At 67.8% G+C, this 17,943-nt stretch carries 20 protein-coding genes; 15 read left to right on the top strand and 5 right to left on the bottom strand.

The genetic code is table 11. From position 1 onward, the window contains the following. Positions 1–186 precede the first annotated feature (186 nt). The 8 genes from LDL21_RS03220 to LDL21_RS03185 all read left to right on the top strand — a co-directional run bounded on the left by LDL21_RS03220 (position 187) and on the right by LDL21_RS03185 (position 8,159). The gene (locus LDL21_RS03220) at positions 187–1,398 is read left to right on the top strand and encodes a transcriptional regulator (RefSeq protein WP_225278732.1); all 1,212 of its coding nucleotides are present in this window, start codon (positions 187–189) and stop codon (positions 1,396–1,398) included. Between the two features lie 145 nt (positions 1,399–1,543). Further along, a complete protein-coding gene (gene adh / locus LDL21_RS03215) occupies positions 1,544–3,061 on the top strand; it encodes an aldehyde dehydrogenase (RefSeq protein WP_225278731.1) in 1,518 nt (505 codons plus the stop codon). A gap of 13 nt (positions 3,062–3,074) precedes the next feature. Beyond that, on the top strand, positions 3,075–3,470 hold the full coding sequence (locus LDL21_RS03210) for a DUF779 domain-containing protein (RefSeq protein WP_067637832.1): 396 nt from the start codon (positions 3,075–3,077) through the stop codon (positions 3,468–3,470). Between the two features lie 163 nt (positions 3,471–3,633). Further along, positions 3,634–5,100: an ethanolamine permease gene (gene eat / locus LDL21_RS03205; RefSeq protein ID WP_308017109.1), complete on the top strand. Its 1,467-nt coding sequence runs from the start codon at positions 3,634–3,636 to the stop codon at positions 5,098–5,100. 94 nt (positions 5,101–5,194) lie between these two features. Beyond that, entirely contained in the window at positions 5,195–6,607 is a 1,413-nt protein-coding gene (locus tag LDL21_RS03200; RefSeq protein WP_225278730.1) for an ethanolamine ammonia-lyase subunit EutB, read from the top strand. After that, positions 6,604–7,455 (top strand): ethanolamine ammonia-lyase subunit EutC, encoded by an 852-nt coding sequence (gene eutC / locus LDL21_RS03195; RefSeq protein ID WP_225278729.1) that lies wholly within the window; start codon positions 6,604–6,606, stop codon positions 7,453–7,455. Before LDL21_RS03200 ends, eutC begins: the two co-directional genes overlap by 4 nt. Positions 7,456–7,499: 44 nt before the next feature. Next, positions 7,500–7,898: an NUDIX hydrolase gene (locus tag LDL21_RS03190; protein WP_067485630.1), complete on the top strand. Its 399-nt coding sequence runs from the start codon at positions 7,500–7,502 to the stop codon at positions 7,896–7,898. 69 nt (positions 7,899–7,967) lie between these two features. After that, the gene (locus tag LDL21_RS03185; RefSeq protein ID WP_225278728.1) at positions 7,968–8,159 is read left to right on the top strand and encodes a hypothetical protein; all 192 of its coding nucleotides are present in this window, start codon (positions 7,968–7,970) and stop codon (positions 8,157–8,159) included. On the opposite strand, the gene LDL21_RS03180 is transcribed toward LDL21_RS03185, so the two are convergent. Together LDL21_RS03180 and mca are read right to left on the bottom strand one after the other, a co-directional pair. Next, on the bottom strand, positions 8,156–8,425 hold the full coding sequence (locus LDL21_RS03180; RefSeq protein ID WP_181696615.1) for a hypothetical protein: 270 nt from the start codon (positions 8,423–8,425) through the stop codon (positions 8,156–8,158). The genes LDL21_RS03185 and LDL21_RS03180 overlap by 4 nt on opposite strands. Then, positions 8,422–9,288 carry a mycothiol conjugate amidase Mca gene (gene mca / locus LDL21_RS03175; protein WP_181696780.1) on the bottom strand — a complete coding sequence of 289 codons (867 nt, stop codon included), beginning with the start codon at positions 9,286–9,288 and terminating at the stop codon, positions 8,422–8,424. Before mca ends, LDL21_RS03180 begins: the two co-directional genes overlap by 4 nt. 120 nt (positions 9,289–9,408) lie before the next feature. Between mca and LDL21_RS03170 the strand changes: the two genes are divergently transcribed. Together LDL21_RS03170 and greA are read left to right on the top strand one after the other, a co-directional pair. Then, positions 9,409–9,867 (top strand): DUF4307 domain-containing protein, encoded by a 459-nt coding sequence (locus tag LDL21_RS03170; RefSeq protein WP_181696616.1) that lies wholly within the window; start codon positions 9,409–9,411, stop codon positions 9,865–9,867. 240 nt (positions 9,868–10,107) lie between these two features. Further along, positions 10,108–10,599 carry a transcription elongation factor GreA gene (gene greA, locus LDL21_RS03165; protein ID WP_067485978.1) on the top strand — a complete coding sequence of 164 codons (492 nt, stop codon included), beginning with the start codon at positions 10,108–10,110 and terminating at the stop codon, positions 10,597–10,599. Between the two features lie 95 nt (positions 10,600–10,694). Here the strand turns inward: greA and LDL21_RS03160 are convergent, their stop codons facing one another. Next, complete coding sequence (locus LDL21_RS03160; RefSeq protein ID WP_225278727.1) at positions 10,695–11,837, bottom strand: cystathionine gamma-synthase; 1,143 nt, start codon at positions 11,835–11,837, stop codon at positions 10,695–10,697. 99 nt (positions 11,838–11,936) lie between these two features. Between LDL21_RS03160 and LDL21_RS03155 the strand changes: the two genes are divergently transcribed. Further along, positions 11,937–13,118: an acyl-CoA dehydrogenase family protein gene (locus tag LDL21_RS03155; protein ID WP_225278726.1), complete on the top strand. Its 1,182-nt coding sequence runs from the start codon at positions 11,937–11,939 to the stop codon at positions 13,116–13,118. Between the two features lie 26 nt (positions 13,119–13,144). On the opposite strand, the gene LDL21_RS03150 is transcribed toward LDL21_RS03155, so the two are convergent. Beyond that, entirely contained in the window at positions 13,145–13,453 is a 309-nt protein-coding gene (locus tag LDL21_RS03150) for a hypothetical protein (RefSeq protein ID WP_225278725.1), read from the bottom strand. A 161-nt stretch (positions 13,454–13,614) separates the two neighbouring features. Here LDL21_RS03150 and LDL21_RS03145 point away from each other — a divergent pair, with 161 nt between their 5' ends. Further along, positions 13,615–13,962: a DUF6401 family natural product biosynthesis protein gene (locus LDL21_RS03145; protein ID WP_181696620.1), complete on the top strand. Its 348-nt coding sequence runs from the start codon at positions 13,615–13,617 to the stop codon at positions 13,960–13,962. Positions 13,963–14,020: 58 nt separating this feature from the next. Here LDL21_RS03145 and LDL21_RS03140 read toward each other — a convergent pair whose 3' ends face one another. Then, positions 14,021–14,890, bottom strand: coding sequence for a mechanosensitive ion channel family protein (locus LDL21_RS03140; protein WP_225278724.1), 870 nt, complete (start codon positions 14,888–14,890; stop codon positions 14,021–14,023). 201 nt (positions 14,891–15,091) lie between these two features. Here LDL21_RS03140 and LDL21_RS03135 point away from each other — a divergent pair, with 201 nt between their 5' ends. The 3 genes from LDL21_RS03135 to erm all read left to right on the top strand — a co-directional run bounded on the left by LDL21_RS03135 (position 15,092) and on the right by erm (position 17,913). Beyond that, complete coding sequence (locus LDL21_RS03135) at positions 15,092–15,733, top strand: TetR/AcrR family transcriptional regulator (RefSeq protein WP_225278723.1); 642 nt, start codon at positions 15,092–15,094, stop codon at positions 15,731–15,733. Continuing rightward, on the top strand, positions 15,730–16,899 hold the full coding sequence (locus LDL21_RS03130) for an NAD(P)-binding protein (RefSeq protein ID WP_225278722.1): 1,170 nt from the start codon (positions 15,730–15,732) through the stop codon (positions 16,897–16,899). The genes LDL21_RS03135 and LDL21_RS03130 overlap by 4 nt, the downstream gene beginning before the upstream one ends. 240 nt (positions 16,900–17,139) lie before the next feature. Next, positions 17,140–17,913, top strand: coding sequence for a 23S ribosomal RNA methyltransferase Erm (gene erm, locus LDL21_RS03125; protein ID WP_372462149.1), 774 nt, complete (start codon positions 17,140–17,142; stop codon positions 17,911–17,913). Positions 17,914–17,943 lie beyond the last annotated feature (30 nt).

The following is a 17,943-nucleotide window of genomic DNA, read 5'->3' as shown; positions in this document are numbered from 1 at the left end:
TTCTGACGCGATCATTCTGCCGCTCGGCTGCCGCGCGGCCTACTCGGCTGCCGCCGAAGCTCGGCGCGACCGACGGACAGCGGTTGCGCCGATCCCTGGACCCACCACCGAAACGGCTGTTGGGCGGGGCATAGGTGGGGCATCATTGGGGGCGAAGTCCCTGATAGCGACCGGACAGGAACCCCCATGGCATCGCAGCTGACGCTCTCGGCGCAGCGGGCTGCGCTGGAGCGGGAGTGGGCGCAGTGGGTGCCTGCGGGGGAATCGGCGCTCGGGCGGAGTTCCGGGGTGCGGGCCGAGGTGGCGCAGTCGTGGTTGCGGTCGTTGCGGACGGTTGATCCGGGGCGGGATTGCGCGCCCGAGAGCGAGACCGATATCGGGCCGAAGTGGGCCGAGTCGCCGCTGCGTGGGCCGGTGAGCGAGTTGAAGGACCAGTTGCACAGTGTGGCCGACGACGCGGGGTACGTGGCGGCGGTGACCGATGCTTCGGGGACGATTCTGTGGACCTACGGCGGGCCGGTCATGCGGCGGCGGGCCGAGCAGGTGAACTTCGCGCCGGGTGGGCGGTGGGACGAGGCGCACATGGGGACGAACGCGCTGTCGCTGGCGTTGCGCACCGATCGACCACACACCGTGTTCTCGGCCGAACATCTCGTCGCCGCCCTGCACGGCTGGGTCTGCTATTGCGCGCCGATCCGCGCGGCCGACGGCACCCTGCTCGGTGTGCTCGACCTGTCGACCACCTGGAAGCGTTCGCACCCGCTGGCCATGGCCACGGTGCGCACCATGACCAGTGCCATCGAAGCCAAACTGCACACGTCGACACCCGCACCGGCGGGCATGCGACTGACCTGCCTCGGCACCGGCCGGTTGATGCGCGACGGCACCCCGATCCGGTTGCGCCCACGTCAGCTCGAGATCCTCACCCTGCTCGCCCTCAGCGACGACGGCTACAGCCACGAACGCCTGCACTACGCCGTATACGGTGACCGCGCGGTCGGCGCGAGCACCCTGAAATCGGAGATGTCGTACCTGCGCCGCGCCACCGGCGGCGACATCACCAACCGCGTCTACCGCTTCACCACTCCCCTGTCCTGTGACGCGCTCGACGTACTGCGCGCCCTGGAATCCGGCGACCTCGACACCGCCGTCCGGCTGTATCACGGTCCCCTGCTTCCGGATTCGGAGACTCCCGGCCTCACCGAATGGCGCGACTATCTCGCCGTCGCCATGCGCAACGCGGTCCTGGCCAGCCCCGATCCCCACCACGCCCTCACCTACGGCGAAGCCACCCCCGACGACATCGCCGTCCACGAACACGCCCTCATGCTGCTCCCCGCCCGCGACCCCCGCCGAGCCGTAGCCACCGCCCGCCTGCACAGCGCGCAGAGGGCATAGGCGCCGCCGCAGCGCAAGAGCCGTTTCCCGGGCCGTGATCACCGATATCGGGCGCCACGAGATCCGCTCTCAACGTTTCATCAACCCTCGGGGTGGATAGTGATGGGCGTCACGCATCACCGGAACCAGCGAGGAGTTTCCGCACATGATCTACGCCAAGCCGGGCGCCGAGGGCAGCATCGTCAGCTACGCCCCCAGGTATGACAACTTCATCGACGGCAAGTGGGTTCCGCCGGTCGAAGGCCGGTACTTCGAGAACACCTCGCCGGTGGACGGTCAGCCGTTCTGCGAGATCGCCCGTTCCACCGCAGCCGACATCGAGTTGGCTCTCGATGCCGCGCACCGCGCCGCCGACGCCTGGGGCGCCGCCTCCGCCGCCGAGCGCGCCAATATCCTCAACAAGATCGCCGACCGTATCGAGTCGAATCTCGAGGCCCTCGCTGTCGCCGAGACCTGGGACAACGGCAAGCCGGTTCGCGAAACCCTCGCCGCCGACCTGCCCTTGGCGGTGGACCACTTCCGCTACTTCGCCGGTGCGCTGCGCGCGCAGGAGGGCGGGATCAGCGAGGTCGACGGCGACACCATCGCCTACCACTTCCACGAGCCGCTCGGCGTTGTCGCCCAGATCATTCCGTGGAACTTCCCGATCCTGATGGCCACCTGGAAGCTGGCGCCAGCGCTGGCCGCCGGTAACGCGGTGGTGCTGAAGCCCGCCGAGCAGACACCGGCCTCGATCATGAAGGTCGTGGAGCTGATCGCGGATCTGCTCCCGCCGGGAGTTCTCAACGTGGTCAACGGGTTCGGGGTGGAGGCGGGCAAGCCGCTCGCGTCCAGCCCGCGCGTGGCCAAGGTCGCCTTCACCGGTGAGACCACCACCGGCCGGCTCATCATGCAGTACGCCAGCGAGAACATCATCCCGGTCACCCTGGAGCTGGGCGGCAAGAGCCCCAACATCTTCCTGCCCGATGTGATGGCCGCCGACGACGACTACCTCGACAAGGCCGTCGAGGGTTTCGTGATGTTCGCGCTGAACCAGGGCGAGGTGTGCACCTGTCCGTCGCGGGCGCTGATCGCGTCGTCGATCTACGACGAGTTCATGGACCGCTGCGTGCAGCGCACCAAGGCGATCGTCAGCGGCAACCCGCTCGACGAGGCGACCATGATCGGCGCACAGGCCAGCAACGACCAGTTCGAGAAGATCCTGTCCTACATCGACATCGGCAAGAAGGAAGGCGCCGAGGTACTCACGGGCGGCGCGGTCCGCGCTGTCGACGGCCTGGACGGCGGCTTCTACATCGAGCCGACGATCTTCAAGGGCAGCAACGACATGCGCGTGTTCCAGGAGGAGATCTTCGGCCCGGTCGTCGCGGTGACCACCTTCGACTCCACCGACGAGGCACTGAAGATCGCCAACGACACCCTCTACGGTCTCGGCGCGGGCGTGTGGACGCGGGACATGAACACCGCCTACCGCCTCGGCCGCGGCATCAAGGCGGGCCGGGTGTGGACGAACTGCTACCACGCCTACCCGGCGCACGCGGCGTTCGGCGGCTACAAGAAGTCCGGCATCGGCCGCGAGAACCACAAGATGATGCTCGAGCACTACCAGCAGACCAAGAACCTGCTGGTCAGCTACTCGCCGCAGAAGCTCGGCTTCTTCTGATGGTGCGCCGCTGATGGTCCGACGAGTAGACCTCACCGACAAGGCGGCGACGCTGCTCCGGGACCTGACCGGGCTGCACGGCCCGGTCATGTTCCACCAGTCCGGCGGCTGCTGCGACGGCAGCTCCCCCATGTGCTATCCACGCGGTGAATTCCGCGTGGGTCGCTCGGACGTGCTGCTGGGATATCTGCCCGGCGACATCCCGTTCTGGATGAGTGCGGACCAGTTCGAATACTGGAAGCACACCCATCTCACCGTCGACGTGGTGCCGGGCCGGGGCAGTGGTTTCTCGCTGGAAGCCCCCGAGGGCGTGCGGTTCCTGATCCGTTCACGCCTGCTCACCGACGAGGAGGTGGCCGAGCTGGATTCCCAGCCGCCGCCACCCACCGGTGACACCGTTTCACCGTGATGTGAAACACCAACTATCACACTGTTTCCGCAGGTCGGCGGCGCGCGATACGCGCCGCTGACCTGTGGGATCCACGGCCGTAACAGTCGTCAACCATTCTTCAACCCTCGACGATCACCGTTGCCGTCGCTACGCGCTTGCTTGTTGATGAGGAGCTTTACCTGTGAGTACCGACGCCGTTCCCGCGCCCACCGCCGACCCACCCGCCGACGGTTACCTCGCCAAACGCACCGCCCAACCACCCGCCGACGACTATCTCGCCAAACGCACCCTGCGCTCCGGCACCGCCGGCTGGGTGCTGCTGGCCGGTCTCGGCGTGAGTTACGTGATCTCCGGCGACTATTCCGGCTGGAATTTCGGCCTGGCCGAAGGCGGATTCGGTGGCCTGTTGATCGCCTCGGTGATCATCGCCGGCATGTATCTGGCCATGGTCCTCGGCATGGCCGAACTGTCCTCGGCGCTGCCTGCCGCGGGCGGTGGCTACACCTTCGCCCGGCGCGCTCTCGGGCCCTGGGGCGGATTTGCCACGGGCACAGCGGTTCTCATCGAGTACGCGATCGCGCCCGCCGCCATCGCCACCTTCATCGGCGCTTATGTGGAATCGCTCAACCTGTTCGGGATCACCGACGGCTGGTGGGTGTATCTGGCGGTGTACGCGTTGTTCATCGGCATCCATCTCGGTGGCGCGGGTGAGGCGCTCAAGGCGATGTTCGTGATCACCGCGATCGCGCTGGTCGGCCTGGTCGTGTTCGCGATCGCGGCGGTCGGCCGGTTCGATGCCGCGAACCTGACGAACATCGCGCCAGATGCGGCGGCCACCGGCTCCTCGGCGTTCCTCCCGTTCGGCTACCTGGGCATCTGGGCGGCGATCCCGTTCGCCATCTGGTTCTTCCTCGCCGTCGAAGGCGTGCCGCTGGCCGCCGAGGAGGCGCGTGAACCGGAGAAGAACGTGCCGAAGGGCATCATCGTGGCGATGCTGATGCTGATGGTCACCGGCGCGGTGGTGTTGTTCCTGGTGACCGGTGCGCTCGGCGCCCAGGACGCCTCCGCCTCGGGCAACCCGCTGGTCGAGGCGCTCGGCGACAGCCCGGCGGCCAAGGTCGTCAACTACATCGGCCTGGCCGGACTCGTTGCCAGCTTCTTCTCCATCGTCTACGCGTACTCGCGCCAGACCTTCGCGCTCTCCCGCGCCGGGTACCTGCCGACCAGCCTGTCGGTGACCAACTCCCGTAAGGCGCCGGTGCTCGCGCTGGTCGTGCCCGGCATCATCGGCTTCGCCCTCTCGCTCACCGGTGAGGGAGCGATGCTGCTCAACATGGCCGTGTTCGGCGCGGCCGTGAGCTACGTGCTGATGATGGTGAGCCACATCGTGCTTCGCGTTCGTGAGCCGAACATGCCCCGCCCTTACCGGACCCCCGGCGGCATCGCCACCACGTCGTTCGCGCTGGTGATCGCGGCCGCCTCGGTGGCGGCGACCTTCCTGGTCGACCCGAAGGCGGCGCTGTTCACCCTCGGCGTGTTCTGCGCCTTCATGGCGTACTTCGGCCTCTACAGTCGCCACCACTTGGTCGCCAAGTCGCCCGACGAGGAATTCGCCGCGCTGGCCAAAGCCGAAGAGGAACTCGAGTGATCCGCTGACCGTTGTCCCTCGCTCGGCCGTGTCTGCCGAGCGTCAACCACGCACTCGCGAGAGGAGGACGGCGCCGACCGGCGCCGCACTTCGGATGACGAAGTACCGCAGCACCATCGACGTCACCACCTACACCTTCGACGGGCTGGTCGACCTGCTGGCCAAGGCCACCCCGCTGCGCAGCGGTGACCAGCTCGCCGGCTGTGCGGCCGACACGGACGCCGAGCGCGCGGCCGCGCAGTGGGCGCTGGCGGAGGTGCCGCTGCGGACCTTCCTCACCGAGGTGGTCGTGCCCTACGAGTCCGACGAGGTCACCCGGCTGATCATCGACAGCCACGATCGCGCGGCCTTCGCGCCGATCGCGCACCTCACCGTCGGCGGCCTGCGCGACTGGCTGCTCGCGGTCGCCGCGACCGACGACGCGGCCGCGACCCTGACCGCCGTCTCGCCCGGGCTCACCCCCGAGATGGTCGCCGCGGTCAGCAAGATCATGCGCAACCAGGACCTGATCGCGGTGGCCAGGGCCGCCACGGTGACATCGGCGTTCCGCACGACCATCGGCCTACCCGGCCGGTTGAGCACCCGCCTGCAACCCAACCACCCCACCGACGACCCGCGCGGGATCGCCGCCGCTACCCTCGACGGCCTGCTGCTCGGCTGCGGTGACGCGGTGATCGGCATCAACCCGGCCACCGATTCACCGCAGGCCACCGCCGACCTGCTGCACCTGCTCGACGAGGTGCGCCTGCGATTCGACATCCCTACCCAGTCGTGTGTGCTGTCCCACGTCACCACCACCATCGGCCTGATCGAGGCGGGTGCGCCGGTGGACCTGGTCTTCCAGTCCATCGCGGGCACCGAGGGCGCCAATTCCGGTTTCGGCGTGAACATCTCGCTGTTGCGCGAGGGGAACGAGGCGGGTCGATCGCTGCGGCGCGGCACGGTCGGCGACAACGTGATGTACCTGGAGACCGGGCAGGGTTCGGCGCTGAGCGCGAATGCCCATCTGGGCGTGGGGAATCGACCGGTCGACCAGCAGACGCTGGAAGCCCGCGCCTACGCCGTGGCCCGCGACCTCGAGCCGCTGCTGGTCAACACGGTGGTCGGCTTCATCGGGCCCGAGTACCTCTACGACGGCAAGCAGATCATCCGCGCCGGGCTCGAGGACCACTTCTGCGGGAAGCTGCTCGGCCTGCCGATGGGCGTCGATGTCTGCTACACCAACCACGCCGAGGCCGACGCGGACGACATGGACACCCTGCTCACCCTGCTCGGCGCGGCGGGCTGCGCGTTCGTCATCGCGGTGCCCGGTGCCGACGACGTGATGCTCGGCTACCAGAGTCTGAGCTTCCACGACGCCCTCTATGCCCGCAAGGTCCTGGACCTGCGCCCCGCACCGGAATTCGAGGCGTGGTTGTCAGGACTCGGCATGCTCGACGCGAAAGGCAGACTGCGACAAGTGGAACCGCTGTCCTCTCCCCTGCGCGCACTGGCGGGCACTCGATGAGCGGCTCGAACTCGCCACGCGAAGCCGAGATCGTGCGCGATACGGTGGCCGCACCGGAGACAAGTAATGGTTCGGAAACTGATGTTTCCCAAGACTTCTGGGCTCAGTTGCGCAGCACCACCCAGTCCAGGATCGGACTCGGCCGCACCGGCAACGCCCTGCCGACCAGCGAGGTTCTCGCCCTGCGCGCCGCCCACGCCGCCGCCCGGGACGCCGTGCACGAACCGCTGGCTGTCGACGAATTCGTCAACCGCATAGCGGAAGTCGGGCTCGGCAAGCCGGTGACGGTGACGAGTAAGGCCGCCTCCCGCTCGGAGTACCTGCGCCGACCCGATCTCGGCAGGCTCCCCGCCGACCTGTCGCCGATCACCCACGGCGACTTCGATATCGGCATCGTCCTCGCTGACGGCCTGTCTCCCCGCGCACTCACCGACCACGGCGCGGGCCTGCTGTCCGCGCTGGCAGGCGAACTCGGCGGCTACACCATCGCCCCACCTGTGATCGCCACCCAGGCGCGGGTGGCGCTGGGCGACCACATCGCCGAGGCCATGGGCGTGCGAACCCTGCTCGTCGTGATCGGGGAACGGCCCGGTCTGTCCGTGGCCGACAGTCTCGGCATCTATCTCACCCACGCGCCGCGCCCCGGCCGTGCCGACGCCGAACGCAACTGTGTGTCCAATATCCACCCGCCGGACGGTCTGGCCTATACCGACGCGGCACGGGTGGTGGCCGGGCTCGTCGCGGGCGCCCGCGCACTCGGCCGCTCCGGAGTCGACCTCAAGGACACCTCACGTGCCCTCATCGGATCCGGCGAGACCAGTCTCACGGTCGCTGACCCAGACACCTGACCGTTCGACATGATTCGAAGCCGTTCGCTCAATAGAGTGAACCCATGATCCGCACCGCCGCCCTCGCCCATGTTCGCGACCGCAGGCTGATTCAGACGCGCCCGGAAGGCAAGGATGTCTTCTACATGGCGGGCGGCAAGATCGATCCCGGCGAGACCCCTTTACAAGCTCTGCATCGCGAGATCGAGGAGGAGCTCGGCGTTGGTCTGGACGGTGTGTCCGAGCTGGGGATCTTCGAGGCCGAGGCGTTCGGTCACGGCCGCAACACCCCGCTGCACATGACGTGTTTCCTCGCCGACCTCACCGGCGAACCGCAGGCCACCGGGGAAATCGCCGAATTCCGGTACTTCACGGTCAGTGAATACGCGGGCATGACCCAGGTGGCGCCCGGTTCGATGATGGTGTTCCGCCGCCTGCACGAACTCGACCTCATCGACTGGTGATCGCGGCGGCAACGATTGCGTCTCAGGCGAAACGAACCCACCACCTGCGGCGATCCCTTAGCTGTGACGATGACCCAGCCGACGGCTTCCGACATGACACCGTCCGAGCGCCGGGCTGCTCTGCGGCAGCTGATCATCGCGTTCGGCTTGATCAACAAGACCATCGAACTCAGTGCCAGGGGCGCGCCACGGCAGGTCGCCGAACACGCCGAGGCCGCTCGCGATCTGATCGGTGAACTGGTGGCCGATCTGGCCCGTTAGGTCGCCGCCGGTTTCGGTGGTTCGGTGCCGTCGCCGGTGTCCGGAATCGCGCCCGGGTCGGTGCCGTCGTCGGCCTTCTGATCCGGTTCGGGGTGTTCGGGTTCGAACGTCTCCGGCAGGCCCTTGAGGTGCTTGTTCATCGAACGAACCAGCAGGACGGTGCCGGCCAGCAGGATCAACACGATCAGCAGGCCGAGCGGGGAGGCCTTGCCGAACTCCGGGCCGGTCGGGGTGCCGGGGTCTTGTGCGAGGAGAGCCAGAATCACCGGTCGGCGTCCTCGATACCGGCGAACAGGTCGGTCTCCGGGATGGCGGTGGATACTCTGGTCTTGGCCAATTCGAACTCCTCGGTCGGCCACAGCCGCTGCTGCATCTCCAACGGGATCGCGAAGAACGCGCCGTTGGGATCGATCTGGGTCGCGTGCGCGCGCAGGGCGTCGTCACGCTGGGGGAAGTATTTCGAGCACTCGATCTGCGTGGTGACCCGGGCCATGATGTCGCCGCGCGCCGCCGCGTACTGACGCATCCGGTCCAGCCACTCCTGCAGCGGGAACGGCTTGCCCTCACGCTCGAACTCGGCGGCGAAGGTCTCGAGCCGCTTCTGGCTGAAGCCGTGGTCGTAGTACAGCTTCAGCGGGGTCCACGGCTCGCCCGCATCGGGGAACGCCTCCGGGTCGCCCGCCGCGTCGAACGCGGCGACCGAGACCTCGTGGCAGCGGATGTGGTCGGGGTGCGGGTAGCCGCCGGTCTCGTCGTAGGTGGTGATCACGTGCGGTTTGAACTCGCGCACCACCTTGACCAGCGCCTCGGTGGCCTCCTCGAGCGGGACCAGCGCGAAGCAACCCTCGGGCAGCGGCGGCAGCGGGTCGCCCTCGGGCAGACCGGAGTCGACGAAACCGAGCCACTGCTGGCGCACGCCGAGCGCATGGGCGGCCGCGGCCATCTCCTCGCGCCGGACCTCCTCGATCCGGTCGAGGACACCCGGGGTGTCCATGGCCGGGTTGAGGATGCTGCCGCGTTCGCCACCGGTCAGGGTGACGACCAGGACGTCGACGCCCTCGGCCGCGTACCTGGCCGTGGTCGCGGCGCCCTTGCTCGATTCGTCGTCGGGGTGGGCGTGCACCGCCATGAGGCGAAGGCCACTCACGTCTCGTTCACCATCGCTCTCGCTCGCGGGTGTCAGAACTACAGTCCCTATAGTTCCATCCGACCCCGCTTTTGTTCCGACCACCCCCGGGAGCGAGAACCGATGACCGAGCCCGCACCGCACTCCGCCGCGAGCCCGGCCGACTCAGCAGCGCGACACGCCGAACGGTATGGCACAAAACCGCCGGTGCGTCGCCCCTGGGTGCTCGCTTTGCTCGGTGTCGGCGTGGTGCTCGCCGGGTTCGTCGTCGCCTATCTCGGTTTCCAGAAATACGGCCCGAAGGCGATCGAGACCGAGCAGCTCGGTTACGTGGTCGTCGACGACTCGACGCTGGAGATGCGGGTGAAGGTGACCCGCGACGAGCCGCGCAACGCCGTGGTGTGCTTCGTGCGGGCGATGGACCGTGACGGCGCCGAAGTGGGCAGGCGCGAGATTCTCGTGCCCGGCTCGGAGGCGACCAGCGTGCAGGTGAGCACCACGGTCAAGGCATCCAGCCGCCCCTCGGCGGGCGACATCTACGGCTGCACCGAGGACGTGCCCAGCTACCTGCGGCTGCGCTGACGCCCCACGATCGGCCCTGACCTGCATCTTTGTGAGACATGCTAAAATAGCTTGATACACGGTTCCGGGGCTCGGAGCCGTGTTTGCTGCATTGGCGGCCAGCGATGCTGTTTCCGGGTTACGGGTTCACCCCCAGGATCGCTCCAGCCGTCGGGCTGGTGCATGCCCTCCTACCGGGGGCGTGGCACCGGTTTCAGGGAATCCCGGTGCGCCGGGAACAACTACTAGGGAGTGATCGAGATGACCGAGAATGTGACCTGGCTTACCCAGGAGTCGCACGACAGGCTCAAGAGTGAGTTGGACTCGCTCATTGCCAATCGTCCGGTCATTGCCGCCGAGATCAACGAGCGTCGCGAAGAAGGCGACCTCAAGGAGAACGGTGGCTACCACGCCGCGCGTGAGGAGCAGGGCCAGCAGGAGGCGCGTATCCGCCAGCTGCAGGAACTGCTCAACAACGCCAAGGTCGGCGTGGCACCCACCAAGTCCGGTGTGGCACTGCCCGGTTCGGTTGTCACCGTCTACTACGACGGCGACGAGAGCGATACCGAGACCTTCCTGATCGCCACCCGCGAAGAGGGCCTCGGCGCCACCGATCTCGAGACCTACTCGCCGAACTCCCCGCTCGGCGGCGCGCTGATCGACGCCAAGGTGGGCGAGACCCGCGAATACACGCTGCCCAACGGCAACACCATGAAGGTGACCCTGGTCAGCGCGGAGCCCTACCACGGCTGAACACGGCCGCCTCGAGCCCCGTGAAATAGAACCCGAACGCAAGCGGCCGCACCCGGATACCGGATGCGGCCGCTTCGTCATTTCCTGTTCCCCGCTCAGCTCAACGCTTGTTCGATGTCGGCGAGCAGGTCGCTGATGTCCTCGATACCCACCGAGAGCCGCACCAGATCCGCGGGCACCTCCAGAGCCGAGCCCTCGGTGCTGGCGTGAGTCATGGCGCCCGGGTGCTCGATGAGCGACTCGATGCCGCCCAGCGATTCGGCGAGGGTGAAGATCGTGGTGCGCGAGCAGAACTTCAGCGCCGCCTCCCGGCCGCCGGCGAGGCGAACCGAGATCATGCCGCCGCTGCGGCGCATCTGCTTCTGGGCGACCTCGTAGCCGGGATGCGTCGGCATGCCCGGGTAGATCACCTTCGAGATGGCCGGGTGGTTCGACAGGAACTCCGCGATCACCTCGGCGTTGTCGCAGTGCTTCTCCATCCGCACGGCGAGGGTCTTGATGCCGCGCAGGGTGAGGAAGGCGTCGAACGGGCCGGGCACCGCGCCCGCGCCGTTCTGCAGGAACGCGAAGGCCTTGTCGAGTTCCTGGTCGTTGGTGATGAGCGCACCGCCGACGACATCGGAGTGACCGCCGAGGTACTTGGTGGTCGAGTGCACGACGATGTCGGCGCCGAGCAGCAGCGGCTGCTGCAGGTACGGGGTGGCGAAAGTGTTGTCGACGACGAGCTTGGCGCCCGCCGCGTGCGCGATGTCGGCCAGCGCGGGGATGTCACCGATGCTCAGCAGCGGGTTGGTCGGCGTCTCGACCCACACCAGTTTGGTGTTGGGGCGGATCGCCGCGCGGACCTCGTCGAGGTTCGCGATGTGGGCGGGCGAGTGCTCGATGCCCCACTGGCTGAACACCTTGTCGATGAGCCGGAAGGTGCCGCCGTAGGCGTCGTCGGGGATGACGATGTGGTCGCCGGGACGGAGCACCGCGCGCAGCGCACAGTCGGTCGCGGCCATGCCCGAGGCGAAGGCGCGACCGTAGCTGCCCGATTCGAGGGCGGCGAGGTTGGCTTCCAGTGCCGTGCGGGTCGGGTTGCCGGTGCGCGCGTACTCGTAGCCTCCACGCATGCCGCCGACGCCGTCCTGGGCAAAGGTGGAGCTCGCGTAGATGGGGACGTTCACCGCACCGGTCTGAGGATCGGGTTCATATCCGGCGTGCACGGCCCTGGTCGAGAATCCCAGCTCACTCATGGACTCAGACTAGATGCCCGGATCCGGCCGTTCGCGCACGGGTATCACGCCTGCACGAAGTGCCCGATTCGGTGACGGTGCCGCGGTTAAGCTGACGCCATGGTGACCGTGGAAGAGTTGTTCGCGATCGATGCGTTGCTGTCCCCGGAGGAGCGCGAGATCCGGGATACCGTCGCCCGATTCGGCGAGAAACGCCTTCGCCCGCACATCGCGGAGTGGTTCGAGGCGGGCACCTTCCCCGCCCGCGAGATCGCACCCGAACTCGGCAAGCTCGGGCTGCTCGGCATGCACCTCGAGGGGTACGGCTGCGCCGGCGCGTCGGCCACCGCCTACGGCCTGGCCTGCCAGGAACTCGAGGCTGTGGACTCCGGTGTGCGCAGCATGGTGTCGGTGCAGGGCTCACTCGCCATGACAGCCATCCACTTCTTCGGGTCCGAGGAGCAGAAGCAGCAGTACCTGCCCGCCATGGCCGCCGGTGAGCTGATCGGCTGCTTCGGGCTCACCGAACCCGATTACGGCTCCAACCCCGGCGGCATGCGCACCCGCGCGCGGCGCGACGGTGACGACTGGGTGCTCAACGGGTCGAAGATGTGGATCACCAACGGCTCGGTCGCCGATATCGCCGTGGTGTGGGCCTATGCCGAGGAGCCCGGCGACGACAAACCTCGGGTGCGTGGGTTCCTCGTAGCGGCGGGCACCCCTGGATTCACCGCCCGGGAGATCCACCGGAAATTGTCGCTGCGCGCATCGCTCACCGCCGCACTGGATTTCGATGACGTGCGCCTGCCCGCCGACGCGGCGCTTCCCGAATCACGCGGGTTGAGTTCGCCGCTGGCGTGCTTGAGCGAGGCGCGCTTCGGCATCGTCTTCGGTGCGCTCGGCGCCGCCCGCGACTGCCTCGCCGCCGCCGTCGACTACGCCCGCACCCGCGAGGTGTTCGACAAGCCGCTGGCCGGCTACCAGCTCACCCAGGCCAAGCTGGCCGATATGGCGCTCGAGCTCGGCAAGGGACAGCTGTTGGCCCTGCACCTCGGCCGGTTGAAGGACCGGAACGAGATCACGAGCGAGCAGATCAGCGCGGGCAAGCTCAACAGCACGCGTGAGGCGATCCGCATCGCCCGCGAATGCCGCACGATTCTCGGTGCCAACGGGATCACCCTCGACTACCCGGTGCTGCGGCACGCGAACAACCTGGAGTCGGTGCTGACCTACGAGGGCACGGCCGAGGTGCATCAGCTGGTGCTGGGCAAGGCGCTCACCGACGCGAACGCTTTCCGGTAGCGGATCTGCCGGACTCGACGGGCGGATCAGTCCGTCGAGTCAGCGGTCGCGGGGCGGATCATTCCGCCGGCGAAGACGAGGGTGAGCGTGAGAGCGACCACGGTGAACACCGTGAGTGCGAGCGGGAGGGTGGCGCTCAGCGGAACCCCGAGGGCCGTGAGCGCGGCGACTCCGCCGCTACCCCAGATGAAAGCCGCGACGAATCGGCCGAGCACCCGCGCATAAGGCCGGTGGCGCAGCAACCCCGTAACACCGGAGCGAGCCGTGTAACCGGCGCCCGCGGCGACGACAGGATTCGCCCACAGCAGCTGAACCGCCGAATCGGTGACGTGCACCGTAGATCCTTTCGCTCGCCGAGCTGGTTTGCCGAAAGTTCTCCCGAATCGGTTATACCCGCCCAGAATCCATCGGGGCGGCGCTTCACGCAAGTCTGTGCACAGGATCGTAAAGTTGCGCCGCGTTCGCCGCTCTATGCCGGATTCGCTACCATCTGGTGGTGTTTTCGCTCGGCCCCGCACTGCTCGAAATTTCGGCACGGCGACATCTGCGACAGTTGAACATCGAATACGGCGTCCCTGCGGCCGCCGCCGCGGCGCAGCACCCCGGGGTGCTGGCGCAGCTGGACCAGCACGCCGCCGCCGTCCGCGACATTCTCGAGTACGGGGTCGAGGAGGCGGCGCGGCTTCCGCTCGCCATCCTGCTGGCCGGCTACGTGCGCGGGCTGCTCGATCAGGTCGTCGCCGAGCGGGCCGGGGTGTTCGCCGGAGTGGCACCGCAGACCTGGCACGACGCCGATTGGTTGCAGTACCGGCTGGCCGCCGTCTGCCGGCACGCCGCCGCCTGAAACCGGAATCGGCGCCCCGCCACCGATGCGGTGACGGAACGCCGGCGCCGGTTGGTTCCTACCTCGCGGTTTCCCCGCCCCAGCCGGGCTGCTGGCCCGTCTGCGGGTAGCCACCGGCCTGCGGGCTGCCGCCCGCACCGGGAGTCGCCCATTCCTGCTGGGTCTGCTGGGTGTGCGAACCCGGCACCCGCTGACCCTCACGCGTCACGTCCTCACGACCGCGCTGGTAGGCCTGCGCCTCACCCTTGAGTGCGGGCATCTCCGATTCGATGTTGCCGAGCCAGCTGCTCCAGCGCTGCTCCATGGGACGAACCAGGCCACCGCCCACGCCGACGACGAGGATGCCGCCGATCGTGGCGAGCACGGCGATCAGGATCGGGGTGGTCACCGTGGTGGCGACACCGATCTGGTTCAGGGCAGCGATGATGCCGATCGCCCAGATGAAGACCGAGGCGATCTTGCCGAGCAGCGAACCGTAGGACAGCCCGCCGAGCGCGTTGGTGACCAGTTCGCCGACCGCGTGCGCGACCGCACCCGCGATCACGACGATCACGATCGCCACCGCCGCCTTGGGCAGCCAGGCCACGATGCCGGTGAGCAGGTCACTGACCGGGTTGGGGCCGAACACACCGAAACCGATCTGCAGCGCGATCAGCAGGATCGCGTAGTAGGCCAGCTTGGCCAGCAGATCAGAGGCGTCGTACTTGCTCTTGGCCATCATCTTCTTGATCTGGCCGCGCTCGACCAGCCGGTCGAAACCGACCCGCTCGAGCACCGCGTTCACCACCTTCGCCACTACTTTCGCGATGATCCAGCCGATCAGCAGGATGGCGATGAAGGCAACCAATTTCGGCACGAATTGCGCTACCGAACTCCAAGCGTCATTGAAGCCTTGCTGGAAGTCGATCGCGACGACGGAGTTGTCCACAGCACTTCCTTTCGCTCTTCCCGCCCGATTTGCCGAGAGTGTCATCGGAGGCTTACCCCCCTGAATCGGTCCGAACCAGTCGGTTGCGAGAAAGTTGCCTACTTTCTCGCACGTGGGATGAGCCACACGATCCGGCTCTTGCGCTCGGAGCCGTCGCGGCCCAGTCTGTAAGTAAGTGGTTACTTACAGCAGGAGGTGCCGGTGACGCCGTCGACGCGCGAGCGGATCATGACCGAGGCGCTGCGGCTGTTCGGTGAGCAGGGGTTCGCCAAGACCTCGGTGGCTCAGATCGAGCAGGCCGCGGGGTTGTCCAGCGGGGCCGGTGGGCTGTACCGGCACTTCCGGTCCAAGGACGAACTGCTGGTCGAGGCGGTGTCGGCGCGGCTGTCCGAGCGTGGAGCGTGGGAACCGCTGCTCGCGCCGAATGCCTCGATCGCGGCGGCCCTCGCGCCGTCGGGCAGCACCGTCGACAAGCTGACAGCGCTGTGCCGGATCGGCTTGGCGCGTATGGACCACGACCGCGACGTGAGCCGGATCCTGATGCGGGACAACTCGATTCCCGAAGGTTTGCTCGAAGTGTTCCGGCAGCAGGAGTACGCGACGGTGATGCGGGTGATCACCGGCGTACTCACCGAAGCGGCCGGTTCCACACGGCGCGAACAGGATTGGGAGGCCACGGCCGCCGTGGTCGCCGGGGCAATCGCCCACTACTGGCTCATTCGCGACATCTTCGACGGCGCCCACCCCGCCGATGTCGACCCCGAACGCTATCTGCGAGCAACCGCAGAGATGATCGCCGCCCGGCTCGACCGCGCGGACCACGAGGAACAGGACCGAGGATGAACACACCCATCACAGTCATCGGCGGCGGACTCGCCGGACTCACCGCGGCGATCTCCGCCGCCGAAGCAGGAGCGACCGTTCGCCTCTACGAGGCACATGCCACGCTCGGCGGCCGCGCCCGCGCCATCGCCGGACCGTACGTCGCGCACGACGGGGCACACGTCTTCTATGCCGACGGACCGCATTACGCCTGGCTGAAGAAGCGCGGCTTCGTCACCGGGCTCGGTCGGCCGTCGCCGATCAGCGCCGCGAAGCTCGGCTTCCGTGCGGACGGCAAGCTGCGCCGGGTGCCACCGACAGGGATGCTGCGGGCGCAGTCACGCAAATGGCTGAAGGCACCGGTCGACGTCGACTTCCACACCTGGGCCGCGCAGCGCTGGGGCGAGCACACCGCCACCCAGCTGGCCAACGCGATCAGCGTGCTCACCTACGACGCCGACACCGGCCGCCTCTCCGCGGCCTTCGTCTGGGATCTCTTCCAGCGCGCCCTCGGACCCAAGGTTCCGGCGGTGCGGTGGGTGCGTGGCGGCTGGCAGCGCACGGTCGACCGGATGGTCGTGCGCGCGGGCGAACTCGGTGTGGCCGTCGAAACCGGTACGCGCGTGGACACATTGCCCACCGACGGCCCCGTCATCGTCGCCACCGAACTCGAAGCGGCTCGACGGCTGCTCGGCGACGAAACCCTTCATGCCACCGGTGGTTTCGCAGCCCTGCTCGACATCGCCGTCACGCGGGACCGGCGCGACCGCAGCATCGTCTTCGACCTGGACGAAGGCGGCTTCCACGAGTCCTACACGATGCAGGACGACTCCATCGCTCCCGCTGGCGAATCCCTCTACCAACTCCAGATGCCCATCCGCCCGGGCGAATCCCGCGACGCCGCTCACCACCGCCTCGAAGCCTTGGCCGATGCCAGCATCCCGGACTGGCGCTCCCGCAAGACCTTTCACCGCAAGGCCACCGCGAAGAACCGCACCGGGGCCCTCGACCTCCCGGGCACCACATGGCGCGACCGTCCGGCCGTCGACCGGGGCAACGGGGTGTATCTGGCCGGTGACATGGTCGCCGCACCCGGCATGCGCGGGGAGATCTCCATCAACAGTGCGCTGATCGCCGCCGAGTCGGCGGTCGCTGCCCTGCGCACCCGAACGGTCAGCGGGGCGTGACCGCCGAAATTCGGTTGCGAACCGAACAGACCGGCTTCTAGCGTGATCCGCATGTCGTGCACCGTATTCATCCGCATCCGCCACGCCCGGGCTCTGGCCCGCTAGCGGACGCGGATCTCCTCTTCGCGTCCACCGGCGCGCCCAGGGCCCATCGAGACTCTTCCGACTCGATGACCCGAAGGGGCAACTGCCGTGGCGCAGGACCATTCACACAAGAACTATTCACACACCCAGCGCAAGATCGCCGCGCGTGGGGGCCACCGTACGTCGCGTGACTCGAACAGAAGGACGCTGTCACAGAACTTCCTGGTGGATCCACACGCGGTCGAACTGCTGATGACCGTCGCCGATCCAGCCGGTACCGTGCTCGAACCCGGTGCCGGCGAAGGCGTCCTCACCCGAGCACTTGCCCGGCGCGGGGCCGAGGTCACCGCCTACGAGATCGATCCGCTGCTGGCGGCCAAACTCTCGGCCCAGACCAGAGGCGAACACGGAATCCGGGTGATCCGAGGCGATTTCACCAATGCCAAGGCACCACGCACCGAGTTCGCGGTGGTCGGCAACATCCCGTTCTCGGCCACCGCACGGATCGTGGACTGGTGCCTGAGCGCACCGGCCCTCACCTCGGCGACCCTGCTCACCCAACGCGAATACGCCCGCAAACACACCGGCGACTACGGAAGATGGAGCCTGACAACCGCCCTGACCTGGCCCTGGTTCGACTGGCAACTACGCGGCCACATCCCCCGCACCAGTTTCCGCCCGATCCCGGCGGTCGACGCCGCCATCCTGCGACTGGACCGCCGCCCGACACCCCTTGTCCCCCACCACGACTCCTACATCGAACTGGTCCGCACCGCATACTCCGGAATCGGCGGCTCGGTCCGCACCGCACTGCACACCCGCTACCAGGGAGTGGACACGGCCCTGCACAGCGCAGGCATCGCCCACGACACGGTGGTCGCCTATGTCCACCCGGAGCAGTGGGTGGAACTACACTCCGCGTTGGCTTGACCGGCATCCCGCAGGACTGTCCACAGCGAC

Origin of the sequence: Nocardia rosealba, assembly GCF_020216065.1 — a bacterium.
GTDB classification, from domain to species: Bacteria; Actinomycetota; Actinomycetes; order Mycobacteriales; family Mycobacteriaceae; genus Nocardia; species Nocardia rosealba.
The sequence above is the reverse complement of the archived record's forward strand: the minus strand, read 5'-3'. Positions and strand labels throughout refer to the sequence as shown.